This window comes from Sporomusa aerivorans (genome assembly GCF_041428895.1).
Classification (GTDB): domain Bacteria; phylum Bacillota; class Negativicutes; order Sporomusales; family Sporomusaceae; genus Sporomusa; species Sporomusa aerivorans.
Genome location: NZ_CP156926.1, coordinates 4,685,809 through 4,708,768 on the forward strand (window position 1 = coordinate 4,685,809; position 22,960 = coordinate 4,708,768).

The window sequence follows — 22,960 nt, forward strand, 5'->3', positions numbered from 1 at the left end:
ATGAGTCTGTTTTTCATATAGCTAAATTAAAAATTAAGTAGCTAAAACAAGTTACCTTTATACATTGCTTTCCATATTATATTATGTAACGCAATTCCAACTAATAAATAGGAGGATATACTATGGATAAACCAAAAATATTAAATTCCGACACCCCCGAAGACGGGCAAACACCTCGTCACGGTAGTCATTTTCATTTCGATGATAATTGCCACTTATGTGATAATTGCCACGCATGTGATAATTGTCACTCGAAAGATAATTGTCACTCGAAAGATAATTGCCACTCAAAAGATAATTGCCACTCAAAAGATAATTGCCACTCAAAAGATAATTGTCACTCAAAAGATAATTGCCACTCAGATGATCATTGCAAACACAAATGTGAATGCCCTCCAATAGTAATATGTCCACCAGCGGCAGGAGCTACCGGGGCCACCGGGGCTACTGGTGAAACTGGCGCTACTGGCGCTACTGGTGAAACTGGTGCTACTGGTGCTACCGGCGCTACCGCTGCTACTGGCGCTACTGGCGCTACCGGCGCTACCGGCGCTACTGGCGCTACCGGCGCTACTGGTGCTACCAGCGCTACTGGTGCTACTGGTGCTACCGGCGCTACTGGCGCTACTGGTGCTACCGGCGCTACTGGCGCTACTGGTGCTACCGGCGCTACCGGCGCTACCGGCGCTACCGGCGCTACTGGCGCTACCGGTGCTACTGGTGCTACTGCTGCTACCGGCGCTACAGGTGCTACTGGTGAAACCGGCGCTACTGGTGAAACCGGCGCTACTGGTGAAACCGGCGCTACTGGCGCTACCGGCGCCACTGGTGAAACCGGTGCTACCGGCGCTACTGGACACACAGGCGAAACCGGCGCCACTGGTGAAACCGGCGCTACCGGCGCTACTGGACACACAGGCGAAACCGGCGCTACCGGCGCTACCGGCGCCACTGGTGAAACCGGTGCTACCGGCGCTACTGGACACACAGGCGAAACCGGCGCTACCGGCGCCACTGGTGAAACCGGCGCTACCGGCGCTACTGGACACACAGGCGAAACCGGCGCTACCGGCGCTACCGGCGCTACCGGCGCTACCGGCGCTACCGGCGCTACCGGCGCTACCGGCGCTACCGGCGCTACCGGCGCCACTGGTGAAACCGGCGCTACTGGCGCTACCGGCGCTACTGGACACACAGGCGAAACCGGCGCTACTGGCGCTACCGGCGCCACAGGTGAAACCGGCGCTACCGGCGCTACCGGACACACAGGCGAAACCGGCGCTACTGGCGCTACCGGCGCCACTGGTGAAACCGGCGCTACTGGCGCTACTGGACACACAGGCGAAACCGGCGCTACCGGCGCTACTGGCGCTACTGGCGCTACCGGCGCTACCGGCGCTACTGGAGCTACCGCCGCTACTGGCGCTACCGGCGCTACCGGCGCTACCGGCGCTACTGGCGCTACTGGCGCTACCGGCGCTACCGCCGCTACCGGCGCTACTGGCGCTACCGGCGCTACTGGCGCTACTGGCGCTACTGGATCAGGCGCTACTGGCGCTACCGGCGCCACTGGTGAAACTGGGGCTACCGGTGCTACTGGACACACCGGCGAAACCGGCGCTACTGGCGCTACCGGCGCCACTGGTGAAACTGGGGCTACTGGCGCTACTGGCGCTACCGGACACACAGGCGAAACCGGCGCTACTGGCGCTACCGGCGCCACTGGTGAAACTGGGGCTACCGGCGCTACTGGACACACAGGCGAAACCGGCGCTACAGGCGCTACTGGTGAAACTGGCGCTACTGGTGAAACTGGCGCTACCGGCGCTACTGGACACACAGGCGAAACCGGCGCTACAGGCGCTACTGGTGAAACTGGCGCTACCGGCGCTACTGGACACACAGGCGAAACCGGCGCTACAGGCGCTACTGGTGAAACTGGTGCTACCGGCGCTACTGGTGAAACTGGCGCTACCGGCGCTACTGGTGAAACTGGTGCTACCGGCGCTACTGGTGAAACTGGCGCTACCGGCGCTACTGGTGAAACTGGTGCTACCGGCGCTACTGGTGAAACTGGTGCTACCGGCGCTACTGGTGAAACTGGCGCTACCGGCGCTACTGGTGAAACTGGTGCTACCGGCGCTACTGGTGAAACTGGCGCTACCGGCGCCACTGGTGAAACTGGGGCTACCGGCGCTACTGGTGAAACTGGGGCTACCGGCGCTACTGGGGCCACTGGCGCTACTGGCGACGATGGCGACGATGGCGATCCTGGCGATCCTGGCGCTACCGGCGCTACCGGGGCCACTGGCTCTACTGGGGCTACTGGCGCTACTGGATCAGGCGCTGTCGTTCCGTTTGCTTCCGGAACTCCGTCCGTATTAACTACAGTTCTAGGTGGATTATTAAATACTAGCAGCTTAATCGGTTTTGGTACTGCAGCTACAGGTATAGTTATTACAGGAGGAGTCATTGATCTCACTGGTGGTCCTGGCATTTTGATTAATGAAGCCTTCTCAGTACCACGTGCTGGTACGATTACTTCCATGGCAGCATTCTTCAGTACAACAGCAGCGTTAAGTCTAATAGGGTCAACCGTGACCATCACAGCCCAGCTATTCTCCGCTCCAGCGACTAGTAATTCTTTCACTGCCGTACCAGGCGCCGTAGTAACATTAGCTCCTGCGTTCACAGGTACCCTCGCCATTGGTACTATTAGTAGCGGTCTTACAACAGGTTTATCAATACCAGTTACCGCCGGAACGCGATTGCTCTTAGTATTTAGTTCAACAGTTACTGCCGGTCTTGATGTTGCTTCCACCATTGCCGGCTACGCAAGTGCTGGTCTGACTATCGCCTAACTGAACACATCGACAAAGGAACTGATATCGTCCAAACGATATCAGTTCCTTTATTTATATTATCAGAATAACTAAAGTTTCTGCTCCTGCAGGCTTTTGCACGAACCACTCTTCTCTTGTAACGTTCCTTGTATGAAACCGAATTTCTCCCCCATTAAAATATGCTCCCTTTGTGGTGAACAGTTTTAACTGACCACCACAAAGGGAGCATATTAAGGAGCCAAAGGCTTGTTGTTTTTTATTTCTCAGCTATTTAAATTCTAAAAAATTACGGCCTTGGCTGATTCAGCAGGCTTAGCGGAACTTCCTGAAACTGATTATAATGTAAATTGATTGCAGAGTTATATCCAGGTGGGAACAAAGGTTTATAGGCCCGTGTGATCTTTACAATATATGCCTTGACATTTATTGCTATTCTCATATCACGCGGACTAGTATTCTGGAATTGACAGAATTCCGCTGTAGCCTTCATCTCTGCAGTCATGTCTGTACGGGCAAAGCGTTTGTTAAGCACGCCCTCAAAGGGTAGCTCAAAGGAAACAAAATGGATTGGCTGCGTTCCGTCTGATGCATATGCCACATATTCGACACCTATAAGTATCTGACCGGAAAAATCTATTCTTCTGTTTGTAACTACAACTTTATCAACTGTTGGCCTGGATGAAATGCGCAATATAAACTCAATATCGGGCTTCTCCGCGGGTATTATTAACGTATCCTTTATCATAAGCTGCGGATTTTTACGATGGTGGCACCGACTCATGATTATTCCTCCTTCTTCTATTGGTTATCGCTAATATTTACTAGTAGTTTATGGCTTCTAATGAAATTGTGTTACTTAGAGGGAAAGCCTCTATTGTAGCCAGTCTGTTAGTTCAAATAATTATGTCTTCAGATATTAGTTGTAACGGCTGATTTTCCATGGCAAAAATTAATTCAGGCCTAGTGTTATGTCACAATTATCTGGAACCACTGCAGAATGCGCGACATATAATACGTTAGGAAAACAGTTTTGATCTGACAACGAAACCGCCTGCGACTCTCGGCTCGTAAAGCGAAAGTCTAACAAAGCGCAACCCTGTAGTTGGACGATACAGCTTCAGGTGGGTCTACAACCACTTGGAGTTAAGTTTGCTTTATCAGGCTATTTTTTTACAGCTTAAATCCAGCCAAAAAACAAGGAGGAATACAAATGAATAACAAGTTAATCAACATTGCCGGAATCTGCGATGTTTGCAAACTTGAATTACATGACAATGACAGTTGGACGGAAATATCGATTCCCGAAAATCTAATTCTCCCTAAAGAAAAACCTGATATCGAACAAATCAATTCTGTAAACGTTGTAGTAAGAATCATTAGAACCAAAGTGGTGGTAACCCCGAATACAGATAAATCACCAAACTTTGAAGGCCATTTATTGACAGGACGCAAACTTATTGTCGAAGGAGAGCTGTGTCAGACAATCACCTATACAGCCGATTTCTGCAACCAGCCCGTGCATTCCGCTCATTTTGCAGTGCCATTTTCCGCTTATATTGTTATCCCTAAACACGTGAAGATAGTAGAAGAATGCAATTGCTGTACAAGAAAAATAGATTCCTTATTTGTTAATTTCCAGGTCGACGCCTGTGTGGAAGATGTATTTATCCAGGAAATCAGTAAAAGACGGATATTTAAAAATGTATTGTTATTCTTACAGGCTGTGCCAACTACCAACAATGACTGCGGGAATATGTGTTCGCCAAATAAGGATATATAAATAAGGAGGAAGGAACATGAGTTTTTGCAATACTAACTGTCAAAAAGAATGTAAAGCGACAATAGGCAATGTTGAATGTACTATGTCCGGAAAGTTCGAAAGGCCGTCGCCCTGTGAATGTGAAATGAAAGATCATTTACTAATCATCAACGGAATTTGTCCCCGCGAGCAACTGGAAAACTTTCTGGATTGCGGGGATATCAGAAGATGGACACAGATATTTGTACCGGAAGTTCTATGCATTCCTAGTCAAAAACCGGATATTGAACAATTGGTAAGTATTTCTGCTGTGGTGGAAATTATTTCTCAGCAAATAGTACGCACACCGGGCGATGAGGGTATGACTTTTACCAATGAGGAATGCACCGATCTAACAGGGAAAAAACTGATCATTGAGGGAGTATTGCAGCAAAAAATTGTCTATGCTGCCGCAGTAGACGAACAAAGTGTACATTCCGTACATTTTGACGTGCCGTTCTCGGCATTCATTGTACTGTCGCCTAAAGATCCACGAACGCGAAAATTCAAAATCGACGTCTGTATTGAAGATATTTTTGTCAGCGATATTACCCCGAGAAAAATATTTAAGAATGTAACATTAGTGATCCGGGCATTGCCCATTATTTGTCCCGAGATTTGCAAATAGAATACTAAGGAGGAATAGCAGGCATGAAAACATGTCAATGCGTTGGGGCAACCGCGGTTGAAGTAGTAGGCTTGTGCGATCCAGATGAGTTTGCGATTGGTCTGAATAAATGTGATCTTGGTCAATGGACGCAAATATCCATACCGGAAATATTTCAGCTGCCTTGTTCCAAACCGGATATAGCCAGTGTAGATAAGGTCTTTGTTGATGTGCAAATTAATTCTGTTAAAGTTGTAAAAACACCGGCCGGGAAATGCGGCAGTCCCGTTATAAACCGGGAAGGTCTCAGACTGACTGGTAAAAAACTGGTTGTTGAAGGGGTATTAAAGCAAAAAGTTGTTTATACAGCGGCACGGTGCGACCAGCCGGTTCATTTTGCGCATTTTGAAGTCCCGTTCTCAGCATTTATTGTTTTAGCGTGTGATACGTCTTTAAGTCAACAATTTTGCGTAGAAACCTGTGTCGAAGACGTATTTGCAATACCCTTTAATTGCCGGGAAATATTTAAAAATGTAACATTATTTATTCAGGCCATTCCTGTTTGAACCCGGTAATCTTGCCCGCTATTTGTTGGCGGTGCTCTGGAAGGTTCTGTACTGCTCACAGTATGCCCGGATTGCAATATAGCTAAAATTGTTTGGCCGATATTCACAATTCGGCCAAACAATTAACGTTTTATAGCAGCACATACTTTTAATCACTTTTAACTGCATTATCGTTGTCCTTTTTTATTAATCGCTGTATTTAATGGACAAGCCAGGGCGCTGAAAAATTAGCATTTTTTTAATACCGATCTTTGGGAAAAATTATAGGTTTCTTTCTAACGTCACGACTGCCTTACAATACAAAAAACGGATAAGCGCATTCGCTATCCGTTTTATTTATGCTGCCGCCAGTCTATAATGATACCAGGAAACTGAATAGATGTTTCTTTACGCTTATTATTCCGTTACTGCGTAAATGGCCGTACAGACATTGGCAAATAAAAGTCACTGTGTTGATTAAGGTTATCTTGACCGGTAGGATAATAAGCTTTGCTGCTAAAACTATTTTGATGCTGATTATCCTTATCACTATGTTGCTGAGAGTCAGCTTTACAATTGTGATGATGCATTTCGTCGCTACACTCGTGCGAAACCGGTGAGCTGATAAGTTTATCAGGTTTATCTGCAATTATGTGGCAGGGTTGACTGCTACAAGCCAGCATATGTTTGCCAACACGGGAAAACTTACGTATATGCAGTTGTATAGCGATCATTTTTTCTATTGTCCTGGGATCAATTACCTGAAACTCCTGAAATAACAACTGCGTTTTCATGCAGGCTTCCCGGCTGGAGCGTGCGCGGCGGTTACAAAGCAAGCCGCGGAAGGGCACAACAAATGAAACAAAATGAATGGGGTGTGTACCATCTGGAACACATGCCACATACTCCATGCAAATACGTACACAACCTATAAAGATAACATGTCTGCGGATAGATACAGTTTTTTGAATGGCTGGTGTTGCTGTAACGCGAAGTATTGATTTAATATCAGGTTTATTGCCGGGAATGGTGAGACTGCCATCAATGAATATTTGAGTACATGTGCGTCCCATATTCTCATCTCCTCCTTATCCACAAATTTTTAAAACATTTGAATTCGCCTCTTATCAGGCACATTCATTATTTTCCATAATAGTGTCGTTGATCTGCTCTGATTGGCTGCGGCAGGCCACAACCAGGGCACAAAGACCCGGATTGGTATTTCTTCCAGGTCGGCTGACAGCAATCGGACCAACTGCTATGGGAGAAAGGGTGATCACAATTACTGTTATGATGTTTCGATGATGAACACGGATCATTGCAAGCACAGTGGCAGTTATCATCATGATCGTCAGGCGGACAGGGGCAGTCATCATGTTGTTTCTTAAATTCCGGGCAAATAAAAATGATGCTGGTAACAGTCAGGCACCTGCTGTCCAGGCATTGTACAGACACATGCTCAACTGCTGTACAGACTTTCTTGATTTCCCGTTTGCTGTCTCCCAAAAGAATGAATGCGCAGAAAGGAATCTCAAAATGGGCTATATGGACCGAATGGCACTTATCTTCAGTAGAAAAATTGATTTTTATCTGTTTTCTTCCCTCAATGACCAGTTTTCTCCCTACCGGCGTACCGATTTCCTTCGTTGAACAAATTACTACTTCTACACACACCTCCAGTACGTCGCGGATACTCGGATTAGGACAGGGTATGCATAATTTATCGATTTCACAAAGTTGAGTAAAGGGATGACCATGCGGACATTTAGGAAAGTGTGCAGCCGGTGTAATCCCTGACACTTCGGCAAAACAAGGTTTCATTATATGTTTCCTCCTTATTTTTTTAAAAGGTGTCTTATATCTCTTAATCACTATAGTTTATGGCTGCAGAAAGATTTGTGCCACTCAAGCGCAAGCAATTAATTAAAAATCTTATGTTTTGTAAATAATGAAGAACGGCTAGGGCTGGTGCGCGCATCCTTAGAGCTCGGCACAAATCCCAGTCGTTCTTACATATTATTACAAAGCGAATATATTTCTGATAGCGTAAAGAAACCGGTGTACGCCAAGTCATGGCGTAAGCAAAAACCGATGTTGCCCTTATACAGGCGAAAGCTATACTTTCTATCAGGATAAAAAAGCCGAGCATTACGAAATACCCGGCTAAACCTTGCAGTTGATGTGCAGTTATCTCCCAGTGCAGCAATGGATACAGCGGCCACATATACAGCACTTTAAGCATCTGCCACATTCATGACATCTTAAGCATCTGCCGCATTCAGAGCACTTACACTGGTGATGGTGGTCATGATGCTCATGATGTTCATCATGCTTATTACATTTTTTATGTTTGTCACAGTCGCAGTCATCATGCTTTTCGTGGCATTTCGTTTCGTGGCATTTCGTTTCATGGCATTTCGTTTCATGGCATTTCGTTTCGTGGCATTTCGTTTCGTGGCATTTCGTTTCGTGGCATTTCGGCTGGCATTTTATACACCGGTACATAAATTACCTCCTGTACTAAAAATCCCGTCTCACATTACATAATATTAATATAATTAAATAAAGGTTCCTCTTGACATAAAAAAAGATCGCTTTCTCTTGGCAATCCGCCAAGCAGAAGCGATCTTTCTATAAAGTAGACTTAGCTTCAAGTAGGATTTTACCCCAGCTGAAGGTTAGTGGCCCTTATCCAGCGACTTAGTAGTCGGATAAAAATTAAATTTTCTCGAACTGGTCTTTACCTACACCGCAAACCGGACACTGCCAGTCTTCAGGTACGTCGGGAAATGCGGTTCCCGGTTTAACGCCGTGATCCATATCGCCCTGCTCAGGATCATACTCATAACCACAGACCATGCACTTATATTTGTCCACTGAAAACCACTCCTCTTTGATAATAAAATGCTTGTCTATATTTTACTATTATTGGAATGAAAATGCAAATACAAACACAATTAGGATTACCATCTTGCAAATTATTATCCGGCAACCGGCCTGCTGTAAAACCCTCGCTGCTGCAAGAAAGTTAAGAGGAACTAAGTCCCTTAGCAAAACAACTATCCCTCTGATGGAGTTAACCCCCCGCCAGAAGATACGTTTGCCTTATTTCGGAAGAAACTGTACACAGCCTCCGCCGCCGGCAGTGTCATTCCTTCCACTTTAGCCAATTCCGCCACTTCGGCGGCTTTAATTTTTGCCAGGCTGCCGAAGTGGTCCCATAACGCCTTGCGGCGCTTGGCGCCAATACCGGGAATATGGTCAAGTACAGAAATCATATTGCGCTTGGAACGCAGTTTACGATGATAGGTAATGGCAAAGCGGTGCGCCTCGTCGCGAATGCGCTGCACCAGGTAAAGGGCCTGCGAGTGGCGGGGCAATATGAGCGGGTCACTGATGCCTTCGCGGAAAATGTGCTCAAATTCTTTGGCCAGACCAACAACCGTCACCTGGCTAAGGCCGGCAGCGCGAATAATAGGCAGTGCGGAATTCAGCTGTCCCTTACCGCCGTCAATGATAATCAAATCAGGAATCGGACCTTTTTCTAATGCCTCCCGGTAGCGGCGGCCAACGACCTCCTGCATGGATTTAAAATCGTCTGGCTTACCTTCGACCGTTTTTAACTTATAGCGACGGTACTCGTTTTTGTTAGGCTGCCCGCCTTCAAACACTACCATGGAAGCTACGGTCTCCGAGCCTTGAATATGGGAAATATCAAAACACTCAATGCGTTCAGGGGTATCCTTTAGTCCCAAATACTGTCCCAACTCAGCGGCCGCCCCCAAAGTCTTGCTGGTGTCGGCTTCCAGGCGCGCAGCCTGCTCAGTGAGTACGGTAGCCGCATTGCCTGCTGCCATATTAACTAAATCCTTTTTCGTACCGCGCTTAGGCGTTTCGACCAGCACCCGGCCGCCTTTAGCGCTGCTCAGCCATTCGGCCAACAAATGCTGTTCCGCCATCTCAAACGGCAGCAGGATTTCCCGGGGAATAAAGGCCGCCTGACTATAATATTGCTTCACAAATGCTTCCAGAATATTCTCATCGGTCTCATCCTCGCTGCCTTTCAGCATAAAATGGTCACGTCCCACCATTTTGCCGCTGCGAATAAAAAATACCTGGGCACAAGTGCCGGCGGCAGACCGGGCCAAACCGATGACATCCTGATCACCGCTGCCGGTCACGATATTTTGTTTTTCCACAATCTTCTCCACAGCCACAAGCTGGTCGCGCAGGCGGGCGGCCTGCTCAAATTCCAGTTCTTCGGCCGCTGCGGCCATAAGTCGCTTAAGATTCTTAATAACAGCGTCGCTGCGGCCTTCCAGGAACAACCCCACCGCTTTAATCATTTCACCGTAGGCTTCTTTATCGACTTTAGCCGCGCAAGGCGCCAGACAGCGTTTAATATGGTGCTCCAGGCAGGGTCGTTTGGCATCCAGATTGCGGCAGGAGCGCAGAGGAAATAAAGTTTTTAGAAGCTTCAGTGTTTCGTGTACCGCCCCGGCGCTGGTATAAGGACCAAAATAACGCCCCCCGTCCTTTGCTACTTTACGGGTAGCATATACCCGGGGAAAATCCTCATTAGTAACCTTAATGTAGGGATAGGTTTTATCATCCCGTAAACTGATATTGTATTTAGGACGATGCTTTTTTATCAGGTTGCACTCTAAAATCAGCGCTTCAATCTCGGAAGCCGTGATGATATATTCCAGATCAGCAATCCGCGCCACCAGCGCCAGTACTTTGGGGGAGTGATTGCGGCTGGACTGAAAATAGGATCGAACCCGGTTTTTTAGATTAATGGCTTTGCCAACATAGATAATCCGGCCTTTCTCGTCTTTCATTAAATAGACACCAGGTTTATCTGGTAAAAGCGCCAGTTTTTCCTCAATTTCAGAGGTCATGTGTACAGCATCTTCCTTTCCAACAAGTCAAATGTATACATTGTCAAGCCATTGCCTTATTTAGCAACAGGTAGTATAATCTACTCATTAGTCCTAAGCACATCCAGGCTTAGGCAACTATATTGCAAATGGAGGTCTAAACGATGTTTAAGAGACTGCTGATCGCAAATCGTGGCGAAATAGCCGTCAGAATCATCAGGGCCTGCCAGGAGCTGGGCATCGAAACAATTGCTGTCTATTCAGACGCTGACAAAAACGCTTTGCATGTGGGGCTGGCTGATTATGCCATTCCTATCGGCCCTGCAGAAGCGCAACTCAGTTACTTAGATGCAACTGCCCTGGTTGCGGTTGCAAAAAAGGCAGAGGCTGATGCTATCCACCCTGGTTATGGTTTCCTGTCGGAAAATGCTGATTTTGCCAGATTAGTTACAGACAATGGCCTGGTGTTTATCGGACCGTCGGCGGACACAATCCGCCAGGTCGGCAGCAAAGATGCTGCACGGACCGCTATGCGGCAGGCAGGACTGCCGATGGCGGAAGGAACCGGTTTGCTTAACACTTTGGAGGAGACAATCCAGGCAGCCGAGGAGATTGGTTATCCTGTCATGGTAAAACCGATTGACAGCGGCGGCGGCCGCGGCATGGCCGCCGCTGGCTCCAGAAATGATTTGCTAGCGGCGGTAAAGCAGCTTAAACAGGCAGGCATGCCTTATTTTCTCGAAAAATATATTTCCTCTGCCCGCCATATCGAAGTACAGATTGTCGCCGACAACTACGGTCATATTGTTCACCTGGGCGAGCGGGAGTGCTCCCTGCAACGCCGCAATCAAAAAATTCTGGAAGAAGCCCCCTCCAGCGCCCTTACTCCGGCCATGCGCCAAAAGGTAGGCGAACTGGCGGTATTGGCGGCGAAAAGCGTCCATTATTCAAACATTGGCACAGTGGAGTTTTTGCTGGACGCAAGCGGTAATTTTTATTTTATGGAGATCAATCCCCGCATTCAGGTTGAGCATGGCATTACGGAATTAATTACCGATATAGACCTTGTAAAAACCCAAATTGTTATAGCGGCCGGCGATGCCCTGACGCTGCAGCAACAGGATGTTCTTATCAAGAGTCATGCGATCGAATGCAGAATTAACGCCGAAGATCCCGATCTGGATTTTTTGCCTTGCCCTGGCCAGATTGAGTTTTATCATCAGCCGGGCGGACCTAACGTTCGCATTGACAGCGGCGTTTGCGCCGGCGCAGAAGTCCCGGCCTACTACGATCCGCTAATTGCCAAAATCATGGTTCGCGGTCAGACCCGCGGCGAGGCTATAAAAACCATGCAGCGGGCGCTTCACGAGTTCCGCATAAGCGGTATAAAAACAAATATTGATTTTCACAAACGAATTCTAAACAATCCTCTATTCCGGCTGGGAAAAATCGATATTCAGTTTATCAGCAAACAAATGATATCCTGACGGATACGTTAAAACAGACAGGCAGGCAGTGTAGCCTGCCTGTCTTGTCTTTTCTATTGGCGCGGGCCGCGGGCCAGAATGGGAGCCAGAAATTGACCGGTATAGGATGCTGGTACGGCAACCACTTTCTCCGGCGTGCCTTGGGCCACAATGGCCCCGCCCCGGTTGCCGCCTTCGGGGCCAAGGTCGATAATATGATCGGCTGTTTTAATAACATCAAGGTTATGCTCAATAACTACAACGGTATCGCCGCCGTCGACCAGACGCTGAAGAACTTCCAGCAGGCGGTGGATGTCAGCCGTATGCAAGCCGGTTGTCGGCTCATCCAGGATATACAAGGTCTTGCCGGTACTGCGGCGGGCCAGTTCAGTGGCCAGCTTGATCCGCTGGGCCTCGCCGCCTGACAATTGGGTTGCCGGCTGCCCTAGTTTAATATAGCCCAGGCCAACATCCTGCAGAATTTGCAGCTTGCGGTGAATCTTGGGGATGTTCTGGAAAAACTCAACCGCTTCATCGACAACCATATCCAGTACCTGGGCAATACTCTTGCCTTTGTAACGAATCTCCAGCGTCTCCCGGTTGTAGCGGGCCCCCTTGCATACTTCACAAGGCACGTAGACATCCGGCAAAAAGTGCATTTCGATTTTGATAATGCCGTCGCCTTTGCAGGCTTCGCAGCGCCCGCCTTTTACGTTAAAGCTGAAGCGCCCGGGCCGGTAGCCGCGCATTTTGGCTTCCGAAGTCTGACTGAACAATTCCCGGATGTTATCAAACAGGCTTGTATAGGTGGCTGGATTTGATCTGGGTGTCCGCCCGATCGGGGACTGATCAATATCAATTATTTTGTCGATGTATTCCAGGCCGCGAATACTGTCATGCGCGCCCGGACGGGCGTGGCTGCTGCGGTAAAGCTGGCTTGCCAGCCCTTTGTACAGGATTTCATTAACAAGCGTACTTTTGCCGGAACCCGATACACCGGTCACCGCGGTAAACACACCCAGCGGGAAGCGGGCTGTTATCTTTTTAAGATTGTTCTCTTTGGCCCCGATGACTTCCAGCCATTTGCCATTGGGCTTCCGGCGCACCGCCGGAACCGGGATAGCCTTGGCGCCGCTGAGATACTGTCCGGTTACCGAAGCCTCGCAGGCCTTGATTTGTTCCACATTTCCCTCGGCGACAATTTCACCGCCGCCGGCGCCGGCCGCCGGACCAATGTCGATAATATGGTCGGCGGCATACATGGTGTCTTCGTCATGCTCAACCACCAGCAGGGTATTGCCGAGATTGCGCAAATGCTTCAGCGTATCCAAGAGCCGGTTGTTATCCCGCTGATGAAGACCAATACTGGGTTCGTCCAGAATATACAATACGCCTACCAGACCTGAGCCGATTTGAGTGGCCAGCCGGATGCGCTGCGCTTCTCCGCCGGAAAGCGTGCCTGCCGCCCGGTCGAGCGTTAGGTAATCCAACCCTACGTTAAGAAGAAAACCCAGACGGGCATTAATCTCCTTTAGGATTTGATTGGCGATGACTTTCTCGCGTTCGGTCAGATCCAGGCTCTTGAAAAACGACTGGGATTCAGCTACTGTCATCCGGGTTACTTCATAGATATTTTTATCGCCCACCCTGATGGCCAGCGCCTCCGGTTTCAGTCTGGCGCCTTTACAGGCCGGGCAGGGTTTCGAACTCATGTATTCTTCAATTTCCTCCCGCGCCCAGTCAGAAGTAGATTCCCGGTGGCGGCGGGAAAGCAAAGGCATTACGCCTTCAAAGGTAGAGTGATAGGTCTTGTTCTCGCCATACATATTCTCATAGCGAAACGTGAATTTCTCCTGGCCAGCCCCGTAAAGGATGATTTCTTTCAGTGTGTCGGGTATTTTCAGCCAAGTATCATAAAGATTATGTCCATATTGTTCAAGTACAGCTTCCAACTGGCATATAAAATAGGAATTTGAGCTTTTGCTTAAAGGTGCTATGACACCGTCAATGAAAGATTTTTCCGGATCAGGAATGACCAAGGCCGGATCAATCTCCAGGTTATTGCCCAGACCGGTGCAGTCCGGGCAGGCGCCAAAGGGACTGTTAAAGGAAAACATGCGCGGTGCAATTTCCGGCAGGCTAATGCCGCAGTCCACGCAGGCAAAATTTTGACTGAACATCAGCTCTTTGGCGCCGCCGACATCCACAGAAACAACGCCGCCGCCCAGGGTAAGCGAAGTCTCCAGTGAATCGGCCAGACGGGTGGCTACGCCTTCACGCACGACAATACGGTCAACCACAACTTCGATGGTATGCTTTTTATTTTTCTCCAGTTTTATTTCGTCGGTAATATCACGGATTTCCCCGTCCACCCGGACCCGGACATAGCCGTTTTTGCGGATATCTTCCAGTACTTTCTGGTGTTCGCCTTTTTTACCGCGGATAACCGGCGCCATAATGCTCAGCCTGGCCCCTTCCCCCAGCGCCAGCAACTGATCTACCATCTGCTCAACGGTCTGCTGACTGATGGGGTTGCCGCACTTAGGGCAGTAGGGCCGGCCAGCCCGGGCAAACAGCAAGCGCAGATAGTCGTAAATCTCGGTAACTGTGCCCACAGTGGAGCGGGGATTACGGCTGGTTGTTTTCTGGTCAATAGATATGGCCGGTGATAAACCTTCAATATAATCAACATCCGGCTTGTCCATCTGCCCCAGAAACTGACGAGCATACGCTGACAGCGATTCCACATAGCGGCGCTGCCCTTCGGCGTAAATAGTATCAAAAGCTAAGGATGATTTACCTGAACCACTCAAGCCGGTAATGACGACCAGCTTATCACGGGGGATGGTTATATCAATGTTTTTTAGATTGTGTTGTCTGGCGCCTTTAACAATAATACTGTCTGTCATATTGGTTCCTTTCCTCAGGCTACTATATATTAATTGATATTAATTATTCGACTAATATATTATACCAGTTATTTATTATTTATGGTAGCAGGTTTTCCGGTGTCCTGCCCTTAAATTACTATTGTCCTTTTCCCGACAATAGTAATTTAACAATAGCAACAGTATACGGCAGCAATTTAACCCAACGCCCGGCTAAGCCGGGCATTGTTTTTTACTTTTTCAGCCGCTTGGCGCTCTTGCCGCCGGCGGCTGCTTTGGCCTTGCCCTTAACCGGCCCCGCCCCGGCTTTTTGCCGGAGTTCAACGATCATATCCCTAAGCTCGGCTGCCCGTTCAAACTCCAGTTGCCTGGAAGCCAGCCGCATTTCTTTTTCCAGGTTATCGGCAAGTTCAAGCATGTCCTCCCGTTTCATGCTGCCAATACGGTCTGCTTTATACTCGGCAGGCGTTTCGGCCACTTTGGTTGTTTCAATAAGTTCTTTTACCCGTTTTTCAATGGTCTTGGGAGTAATGCCATGCTCCGTATTGTAGGCCATCTGAATTTCCCGCCGGCGTTCGGTCACGCCCATGGCCCGCCGCATGGAGTCGGTAATGGTATCGGCATACATGATAACCTTACCGTGCGCATTACGGGCGGCACGACCAATAGTTTGAACCAGCGAAGTTTCAGAACGCAGGAAGCCTTCCTTGTCGGCATCCAAAATAGCGACAAGTGATACCTCGGGCATATCCAGGCCTTCCCTTAAAAGGTTAATGCCGATAAGCACATCATGGACCCCGGCACGAAGGTCGCGGATGATCTCTACCCGCTCAATTGTGGCAATATCAGAATGAAGGTAGTTGACCTTGATACCCATTCCTTTCAGGTATTCTGTCAGGTTTTCCGCCATCTTCTTGGTCAGGGTGGTCACCAGCACCCGTTCATTGGCAGCCGAACGCAGCTTAATTTCATCAAGCAAATCATCCATCTGCCCTTTGATGGGCCGGACCTCTATTTCTGGATCAATCAGGCCGGTCGGGCGAATAATTTGCTGCGCGACCTGTGTCGCCGCCTTCATTTCGTAGGCCGCCGGCGTGGCTGATACATAGACAATTTGATTAATTCTGTCCACAAACTCATCAAATGTCAGCGGTCTGTTATCAAAGGCCGAAGGCAGCCGGAAGCCATTTTCGACCAATGACTCTTTCCGCGAACGGTCACCGGCATACATCGCCCTGAGTTGCGGTAAGGTAACATGGGATTCGTCAATAACGATTAAAAAATCCTCGGGGAAATAGTCAACAAGTGTATAGGGCGATTCGCCGGGCTGGCGTTTGGTGAGGTGGCGCGAATAGTTTTCGATCCCCGAACAATACCCCATCTCCAGCATCATCTCAAGATCATAACGGGTGCGCTGCTCAAGACGCTGCGCTTCCAGCAGTTTGCCATTGGCCCGCATATAAGCCAGACGGTCATCCAGTTCGGCTTCGATGTCCTCGACGGCCCGCAGCATATTCTCCCGGGAAGTAACATAGTGGGAGGCCGGATAAACAGCAATATGCTTGCGTTCAGCCACAATCTCACCGGTAACTGTGTCAATTTCTAAAATACGTTCTATCTCATCGCCAAACAGTTCCACCCGCAAAGCTTTCTCTCCATAAGCAGCCGGAAAAATCTCAACAATATCGCCGCGCACGCGAAAGGTACCCCGCGTAAAATTATAATCATTACGCTCATATTGAATAGCTACCAGTTTGCGCAGGATCTCATCCCGGTCTTTAATCTGCCCCTGCCGGAGTGAGAGTACCAGGCCACGGTATTCGTCAGGGGAGCCTAAGCCATAGATACAGGAGACACTGGCTACGATAATAACATCCCGCCGCTCAAACAGCGAACTGGTGGCCGAGTGGCGTAATTTATCAATTTCATCATTTATCGAAGCGTCTTTTTCAATATACGTGTCCGTCTGGGCAATATAAGCCTCAGGCTGATAGTAGTCATAGTAACTGACGAAATATTCAACGGCATTATTGGGGAAGAACTCTTTAAACTCACTGGCCAGCTGTGCTGCCAGCGTCTTGTTGTGAGCAATTACCAGGGTAGGTTTCTGTACGGCTTCAATGACTTTAGCCATAGTGAAGGTCTTGCCTGTCCCGGTGGCTCCCAGCAGCACCTGGGCGGCGTCGCCATGCTTGATGCCTGCCGCCAGTTGATCAATGGCTGCCGGCTGGTCACCGGTGGGATCGAACGGCGCTTGTATCAGAAACGGAATGCTGCCTTCCAGATGCACTGTATTAAGTTTGGGCACGGTTGCCATATTTATCACCTATCTTCTACCGCTTTTTATATTTATCTTTTAGCCAGTCAATTAATCCGTAACGTTCGTCTGACATTTCGGCGTAAACCGTCTCATCCCCGTCAGGCACCAAAATCACTCCCAAACGGCGTTCATTGCCTTTAAAGCTAAGGTTTTTAATAAGCTGCTTGCCATTGCGTTCAAAAACGATACTAAATTTTTCGGGCGCATAACTAATGGCTGCAGCCAGATCATACCGGCTATTAACAGGCTGGCTGCCGAGACTCAGAATGATATCTCCCGGTACGAGCACTTTTGCCGTCGGCGTATCAACAACAGTATCCAGTACCATCAAACCGGCAGGCGGCGGTACAAACCGGGGCGGAGCTTCCATCTCCCGGCGGTTATCCAGTTGAATGAGAAATTCATGGCCAACCGGCGACATTATGGCGGCAATAGCCTGCAGCCAGGGATATTTGGCCGACATCAAAGCCATTATGAGCAGGATAATGCTATAGGCTGCCAAATGGAGGGCTGACCGTCGCCGCCGTTCTCTTGGCAAACTGGCAATCGCCATATCGGTATAACCCAGGGCGGCCACCACCGGCGCCATAACATAAATCCACTGCGAGTCGGCCGGAGGCATCTCAGCCAGCGGTAGCAGCGGCCACCACTCCGGCATTTTGATAATGCCACCTGGCACAGTGCTTTCCGGTACGGCCACAGCAGCCAGAATAACTAATGGCAACGGCCAGAAGTTTTGCAGGCTGAAAGCGCCGACAAGCCGGCCGTCCGCTCTTTTAATAATCATCGGCATGGCGCTATACCCGCCGCTGACGGCAATAAGCAAGCTTTCCGTAATATGCAGCACGGCAACTAGCGCCAACACCTGCGGGACGTTAACGTTTGGCCAGCCAAACAGCACATTGGACAAGGCTACAAGCCCTCCCGCATAGGCAAAACACAGAAAACGCATATTTACCAGCATAAGCGCCAGTGCAACCGGCCAGATATAATTAAGCCCCAGTTGATTGAGTGTAACACCGACAAGGGTCAAGAGCCAGCTGCCGGCGATCCCCCCTAGCAAACCGTAGGCGCCGGCCAGCATCATCTGCTGTGTCAGCGTGTAGTTGTAAACCCCAAACATTTGCCGCTGCCGCTTTTGCATTTGCCAATACTGATAGCCAACCAGCGCTAAAATCAGCCAGAAGTTGAAATCAAACAGCACGCCTAACGCACCGCGGACAATGAGTAATGTAATATCAGACCATGGGAACAACTTGTCCTCACCTCAATGAAGTATATAAGTAGCCCATAAAATTTACAGGCAGGATAATTAATAAAGCGCAGATAAACGCCAGCGGCGACGCGTTGCTTAGTTCGAGTTTACAGCCTGTCGTGCCGCTTGTCAAGAACATATGTACGGTTTGTAATGAAGATAAGGTTGGTTTATAGCAGCTATAAACCAACCTTAGACTAGTTTGTACTAGAACTCTACCTATTTTACATTTTTCCTTTTAAGACCTCGATTGCCTTATCAAGCTGGACATCTTTGTCCCTGGTTTCAGGCAGTTCAATCTTAATATCGGGTTCAATCCCCACACCGTTGATGGATCTGTCTTTGGGGGTAAGATATTTGGCAATAGTCAGTTTGATGGCTGAGCCTTCGTCCAGCCGGATAACCGTCTGCACGGAGCCTTTGCCATATGTTTTCGTGCCGATCAAAGTACCCACCCCGGTATCCTGTACAGCACCGGCAACAATCTCCGAAGCGCTGGCACTGCCGCCATTTACCAGTACGGCAACCGGGTATTTGGGAGCTGCCAGATTGGAAGAATGCGTTTCCCGCCGGCCATCCCGCGTCACCACCGACACAACCGGACCTTTGGGAACAAGCTGACTGGCTACCTTGACACTTTCATCAAGCAGACCGCCAGGATTATCACGCAAGTCAAGCACAATGGCTTTTAAGCCCTGCTTCTCCAGTTCCTGAAGTTTGCGCACAAAATCGTTGCCTGTGTTCTCATTAAACATAGAAATGCGGATATAGCCAATGTTATTTTCCAGCATTTTACCGGCTACTGTTTTGATCTGAATATTGGACCGGGTGAGCGTATAGTCCTGAATCTCCTGACCCCTGCTGATTGTCAGGACAACCTGACTGCCTTCCGGGCCGCGGATCTTGTTTACCGCTTCATCCAACGCCAGATCCTTGGTATCCTGACCATCGATTTTGATGATTTGATCGCCGCTCTTGATGCCGGCCTGTTCACCGGGGGTCCCCTCAATCGGCGCTACAACTGTCAGTTGTTTATCCTTTGTGCCGATGACAATACCGACACCGCCAAAGGAACCTTCGGTTTCAATCATAAATTCTTTAAACATCTTGGCGTCCATGTACACCGAATGGGGGTCGTTCAGGGAATTGACCATGCCTTTGATTGACCCGGCCATCAGTGTTTCCACAGGCACTTCTTCAACATAACGGGATTTGACAACCTGCAGTGCCCTTAGCACGCGAATGGTACTGACAACATCCGAGGACCAGGCATTCATCAAGTACAAAAATCCGGCCGATGTGACCAAAAAAGTCACTAAGACTAACAATACTGCACCAAAAACTAATTTACGGCGACTCATCAATACACCTCGCAGAATCGTGAGTTCGAGGTTCGCATGTGTGATAGCCGCGAGTGCACTCCAACCCAGTTTGATTACCAAATATATAACTAACTATATGCCAAACCGCATATTAATATGCGGTGCACACGAAAGGGTAAAACCTGGCAATGCCATTGACCAAATTATGGCAAGTAGTTCATCGGGCTTACCGGCGTGCCATTTTCCCGCACTTCAAAATGCAGGTGCGGACCGGTCGAATACCCTGTCGTACCGCAGCGGGAAATGGTCTGCCCTTTCTGTACTCTGGTGCCTTCTTCCACTAAGAGTTCGGAATTGTGAGCATATAACGTGGATATCCCGCCACCGTGATCAATGATTACAGCCTTGCCATAGCCGCCCATCCAGCCGCTAAAGATAACCACGCCGCTGTCGGCTGCTGCGATCGCATCCCCGTAATCGGCGCCAATATCTATGCCGCTGTGGTAGCGCTGGGTACCGAAAATCGGGTGGGTGCGCCAGCCGAACGGTGAAGTAATGGGCCCGGATGCCGGCCACATAAGCGCGCCGCTGCCGCTGGCAGGCCCCTGAATTTGCTTGCCGGACTGGATATTACGGATCATTTGCTCAATCTGCCGCGAAGTATCCATCAATTCCTGATAAGCCTGCTCAGCCGTATCCCGTTCGCTGACTGCCGCATCAAGCACGGCTTCCCGTTCTTTCTTCCGGGTCTCAATAAGTGCTTTTTTCGCCGCAATCTCAGCTTTTATTTCGGATATGGCCGCTTTATCCCGTTCAAGTTCAGCCCGTTTCTCAACAACAAGCTCGCGTTCGGCCTTGACCTGGGCGACAAGCGTCAGGTCCTGGTTGAACACCCGTTTTAATAAATCCGCCCTTGTCGTAAAATCAGCAAAGTCGGTCGCCCCAAACAGCACATCCAGGTAATTGACCTGACCGTTTTTATAAATATCGCGCATGCGTTTATTTAGAATCTGGGTGCGTTCGGCCAGATTCTTCTCCACCCTGGCTAACAGCTCGGTGTTAGCGGTGATCTGCTGCTCGGTGGCAGCCAGTTTGGATACAGCCGTATTATATTCACCGGCGGCGGTATCCAGATCCCCCTGGATGGCCTGCAATTGGCCGGAAACACTAGTGACCTGCTGCTGCGCCTCGGCCATTTTGTTCTGTTGCCGTTCCATTTGGTGCTGAATACCTTCCAGCTCCCGTTGTTTATCGCCAATCTCGTCGGCCAGCGCCGTCCCCAGCACGGTAACGCCCAGCGTAACAGCCAGCCCTAAAGAAACAAACTTTCTAACTCGCAACCTTCTCCCTCCTAGACCTTTACAACTATACTTTCATAAACCGTCGCAGGGAAATTGTACTCCCCAGCGCGCCAATAGCAGTGCCAACCACCAGAAGTATCATACTGATATTGTGTAAGAACGGATATTTAGGAATGAGCGGCAAAAAAGCCAGCGATTCATAGACCTTCTCGGTAAGAGCGCTGTAGCTTTGACTTAAAACAAACACAGCGCAGAGTGCACCGCCAAACCCTAAAATCATGCCCTCGATCATAAACGGCAGCCGGATAAACCAGTCCGTAGCGCCCACGTATTTCATTATGCCAATTTCCTTACGGCGGGCAAAAACGGTAATTCGAATGGTATTGGAAATTATGAACAAAGCGGCTAACGCCAAGAATACAATCAGGATGAGTCCAAAAATCCGGATCATCTTGGTCAGGCTAAAGAGCTGTTCGATAACCTCCTGACCGTATTTTGCCGTTTCAATTCCTTTAAGCTGTGCTATTGCCTGGGCTACCGGTTTCACATATTCAGGCTTGTCCACCTTTACTTCAAAAGAGTTCGGCAGAGGATTGGCATCTCCCAGCGCCGTGAGCAAACCCTGTTGTTCGCCTAATCTGTCCTTAAATTTGGCCATGGCTTCTTCCTTGTCGACGAACATAACTTGCGTGACACCGTTTATTTTGGTAATGCGGGTGCCAATTTCCCGCATATCCCGGTCGGACAGGCCGTCTTCCATGTAAACCGTAATTTGAACCTGAGTCTCGAGCGTCGAGGCAATATGGTTAAGGTTTAGCACCATTACCAGAAAAATACCCAGAATAAGTAGCGACAGGGCCACAGTACTTACCGAAGCAATGCTCATCAGACCGTTATGCCTCAGTGAGGAAACCGCCTCCCGCACAAAATATTCAAAGGTCCTAATCTTCATAGCCGTATACCCCTTTCACCTGGTCACGGACAATACGGCCTTTTTCAATGGCAATAACCCGTTTTCGCATGGCATCAACCACTGTTTTGTCATGGGTGGCCATCACAATGGTAGTCCCCGCCTTATTAATGGTATCAAATACCTTCATGATGTCCCATGAAGTATCAGGGTCCAAATTGCCTGTCGGTTCATCGGCAATCATAATTACCGGATTATTGACAATAGCCCGGGCAATTGCCACCCGCTGTTGTTCACCGCCTGATAGTTCTGACGGATATGTGCGAATCTTATGTCTTAGTCCCACCAATTCAAGTACATTATGTACCCGTCTCTGCATTTCCCGGCGCGGTGCTTCTATAACCTGCATGGCAAATGCCACATTGTCATATACGGTTTTATTTGGCAACAGGCGATAGTCCTGAAATACAATTCCCAGGCTACGGCGCAAATACGGTACCTGACTTGGCGTCATGTCAACAATGTTGCGCCCGTTAACTACAAGCCGGCCGTTGCTGGGCAGTTCTTCCCGGAAAACCAGTTTAATGAATGTCGACTTGCCAGCACCACTCGGACCTACTACAAATACAAAATCACCTTTGCCGATTTCAACTGAAACGTCTGCCAGCGCAACCGAGCCATTGCCATATACTTTCGACACTTCACTCATGTAAATCAATACGAGTGTACCTCCATTGTATAGTCGAGAACAAACAATAAAGCAAACGTAACTTCAGGCAGGGTCTTGTCCTGCATGAAGGTTAGTCGCCTTTAGCCTATGACTTA

General features: G+C 49.0%; 19 protein-coding genes and 1 pseudogene. 6 read left to right on the forward strand and 14 right to left on the reverse strand.

Features of this window, described 5'->3' with window-relative positions:
* Nucleotides 1-450: 450 nt before the first annotated feature.
* Both SATMO3_RS22615 and SATMO3_RS22620 read left to right on the forward strand, forming a co-directional pair.
* Complete coding sequence (locus SATMO3_RS22615; RefSeq protein ID WP_371372024.1) at nt 451-2,385, forward strand: hypothetical protein; 1,935 nt, start codon at nt 451-453, stop codon at nt 2,383-2,385.
* An 11-nt stretch (nt 2,386-2,396) separates the two neighbouring features.
* Nucleotides 2,397-2,861 (forward strand): annotated as a pseudogene (locus tag SATMO3_RS22620) (exosporium glycoprotein BclB-related protein); the annotation flags it as partial.
* 268 nt (nt 2,862-3,129) lie between these two features.
* On the opposite strand, the gene SATMO3_RS22625 reads toward SATMO3_RS22620, so the two are convergent.
* Nucleotides 3,130-3,624: a DUF3794 domain-containing protein gene (locus SATMO3_RS22625; RefSeq protein WP_371372025.1), complete on the reverse strand. Its 495-nt coding sequence runs from the start codon at nt 3,622-3,624 to the stop codon at nt 3,130-3,132.
* Between the two features lie 429 nt (nt 3,625-4,053).
* On the opposite strand from SATMO3_RS22625, the gene SATMO3_RS22630 reads away from it, so the two are divergent.
* The 3 genes from SATMO3_RS22630 to SATMO3_RS22640 are packed head-to-tail and all read left to right on the forward strand — an operon-like array spanning nt 4,054 to nt 5,814.
* Nucleotides 4,054-4,623, forward strand: a complete 570-nt coding sequence (locus SATMO3_RS22630; protein WP_371372026.1) for a DUF3794 domain-containing protein — start codon at nt 4,054-4,056, stop codon at nt 4,621-4,623.
* 16 nt (nt 4,624-4,639) lie between these two features.
* Nucleotides 4,640-5,269 (forward strand): DUF3794 domain-containing protein, encoded by a 630-nt coding sequence (locus tag SATMO3_RS22635; RefSeq protein ID WP_371372027.1) that lies wholly within the window; start codon nt 4,640-4,642, stop codon nt 5,267-5,269.
* Between the two features lie 23 nt (nt 5,270-5,292).
* Nucleotides 5,293-5,814: a DUF3794 domain-containing protein gene (locus tag SATMO3_RS22640; protein ID WP_371372028.1), complete on the forward strand. Its 522-nt coding sequence runs from the start codon at nt 5,293-5,295 to the stop codon at nt 5,812-5,814.
* A 404-nt stretch (nt 5,815-6,218) separates the two neighbouring features.
* Here SATMO3_RS22640 and SATMO3_RS22645 read toward each other — a convergent pair whose 3' ends face one another.
* The 6 genes from SATMO3_RS22645 to uvrC all read right to left on the reverse strand — a co-directional run bounded on the left by SATMO3_RS22645 (nt 6,219) and on the right by uvrC (nt 10,694).
* Entirely contained in the window at nt 6,219-6,866 is a 648-nt protein-coding gene (locus tag SATMO3_RS22645; protein WP_371372029.1) for a DUF3794 domain-containing protein, read from the reverse strand.
* Between the two features lie 67 nt (nt 6,867-6,933).
* Nucleotides 6,934-7,614, reverse strand: coding sequence for a DUF3794 domain-containing protein (locus SATMO3_RS22650; RefSeq protein WP_371372030.1), 681 nt, complete (start codon nt 7,612-7,614; stop codon nt 6,934-6,936).
* A 43-nt stretch (nt 7,615-7,657) separates the two neighbouring features.
* The gene (locus SATMO3_RS22655) at nt 7,658-8,044 is read right to left on the reverse strand and encodes a hypothetical protein (RefSeq protein WP_371372031.1); all 387 of its coding nucleotides are present in this window, start codon (nt 8,042-8,044) and stop codon (nt 7,658-7,660) included.
* A gap of 10 nt (nt 8,045-8,054) precedes the next feature.
* Nucleotides 8,055-8,219 (reverse strand): hypothetical protein, encoded by a 165-nt coding sequence (locus SATMO3_RS22660; RefSeq protein WP_371372032.1) that lies wholly within the window; start codon nt 8,217-8,219, stop codon nt 8,055-8,057.
* 292 nt (nt 8,220-8,511) lie between these two features.
* A complete protein-coding gene (gene rd, locus SATMO3_RS22665; RefSeq protein ID WP_371372033.1) occupies nt 8,512-8,670 on the reverse strand; it encodes a rubredoxin in 159 nt (52 codons plus the stop codon).
* A gap of 182 nt (nt 8,671-8,852) precedes the next feature.
* Nucleotides 8,853-10,694, reverse strand: coding sequence for an excinuclease ABC subunit UvrC (gene uvrC / locus SATMO3_RS22670; RefSeq protein WP_371372034.1), 1,842 nt, complete (start codon nt 10,692-10,694; stop codon nt 8,853-8,855).
* Between the two features lie 143 nt (nt 10,695-10,837).
* Here uvrC and SATMO3_RS22675 point away from each other — a divergent pair, with 143 nt between their 5' ends.
* Nucleotides 10,838-12,160: an acetyl/propionyl/methylcrotonyl-CoA carboxylase subunit alpha gene (locus SATMO3_RS22675; protein ID WP_371372035.1), complete on the forward strand. Its 1,323-nt coding sequence runs from the start codon at nt 10,838-10,840 to the stop codon at nt 12,158-12,160.
* Nucleotides 12,161-12,213: 53 nt separating this feature from the next.
* Here SATMO3_RS22675 and uvrA read toward each other — a convergent pair whose 3' ends face one another.
* From uvrA to ftsE, 7 genes are all read right to left on the reverse strand, one after another.
* Nucleotides 12,214-15,048, reverse strand: a complete 2,835-nt coding sequence (uvrA, locus tag SATMO3_RS22680) for an excinuclease ABC subunit UvrA (RefSeq protein WP_371372036.1) — start codon at nt 15,046-15,048, stop codon at nt 12,214-12,216.
* Nucleotides 15,049-15,259: 211 nt separating this feature from the next.
* Nucleotides 15,260-17,344 (reverse strand): excinuclease ABC subunit UvrB, encoded by a 2,085-nt coding sequence (gene uvrB / locus SATMO3_RS22685; RefSeq protein WP_371372037.1) that lies wholly within the window; start codon nt 17,342-17,344, stop codon nt 15,260-15,262.
* A 16-nt stretch (nt 17,345-17,360) separates the two neighbouring features.
* Nucleotides 17,361-18,602: a PDZ domain-containing protein gene (locus SATMO3_RS22690; RefSeq protein ID WP_371372038.1), complete on the reverse strand. Its 1,242-nt coding sequence runs from the start codon at nt 18,600-18,602 to the stop codon at nt 17,361-17,363.
* Between the two features lie 224 nt (nt 18,603-18,826).
* Entirely contained in the window at nt 18,827-19,963 is a 1,137-nt protein-coding gene (locus SATMO3_RS22695; RefSeq protein WP_371372039.1) for a S41 family peptidase, read from the reverse strand.
* 164 nt (nt 19,964-20,127) lie between these two features.
* A complete protein-coding gene (locus SATMO3_RS22700; protein ID WP_371372040.1) occupies nt 20,128-21,264 on the reverse strand; it encodes a murein hydrolase activator EnvC in 1,137 nt (378 codons plus the stop codon).
* A gap of 25 nt (nt 21,265-21,289) precedes the next feature.
* Complete coding sequence (ftsX, locus tag SATMO3_RS22705; RefSeq protein WP_371372041.1) at nt 21,290-22,177, reverse strand: permease-like cell division protein FtsX; 888 nt, start codon at nt 22,175-22,177, stop codon at nt 21,290-21,292.
* Entirely contained in the window at nt 22,167-22,853 is a 687-nt protein-coding gene (gene ftsE, locus SATMO3_RS22710) for a cell division ATP-binding protein FtsE (RefSeq protein WP_371372042.1), read from the reverse strand. Before ftsE ends, ftsX begins: the two co-directional genes overlap by 11 nt.
* Between the last annotated feature and the right edge of the window lie 107 nt (nt 22,854-22,960).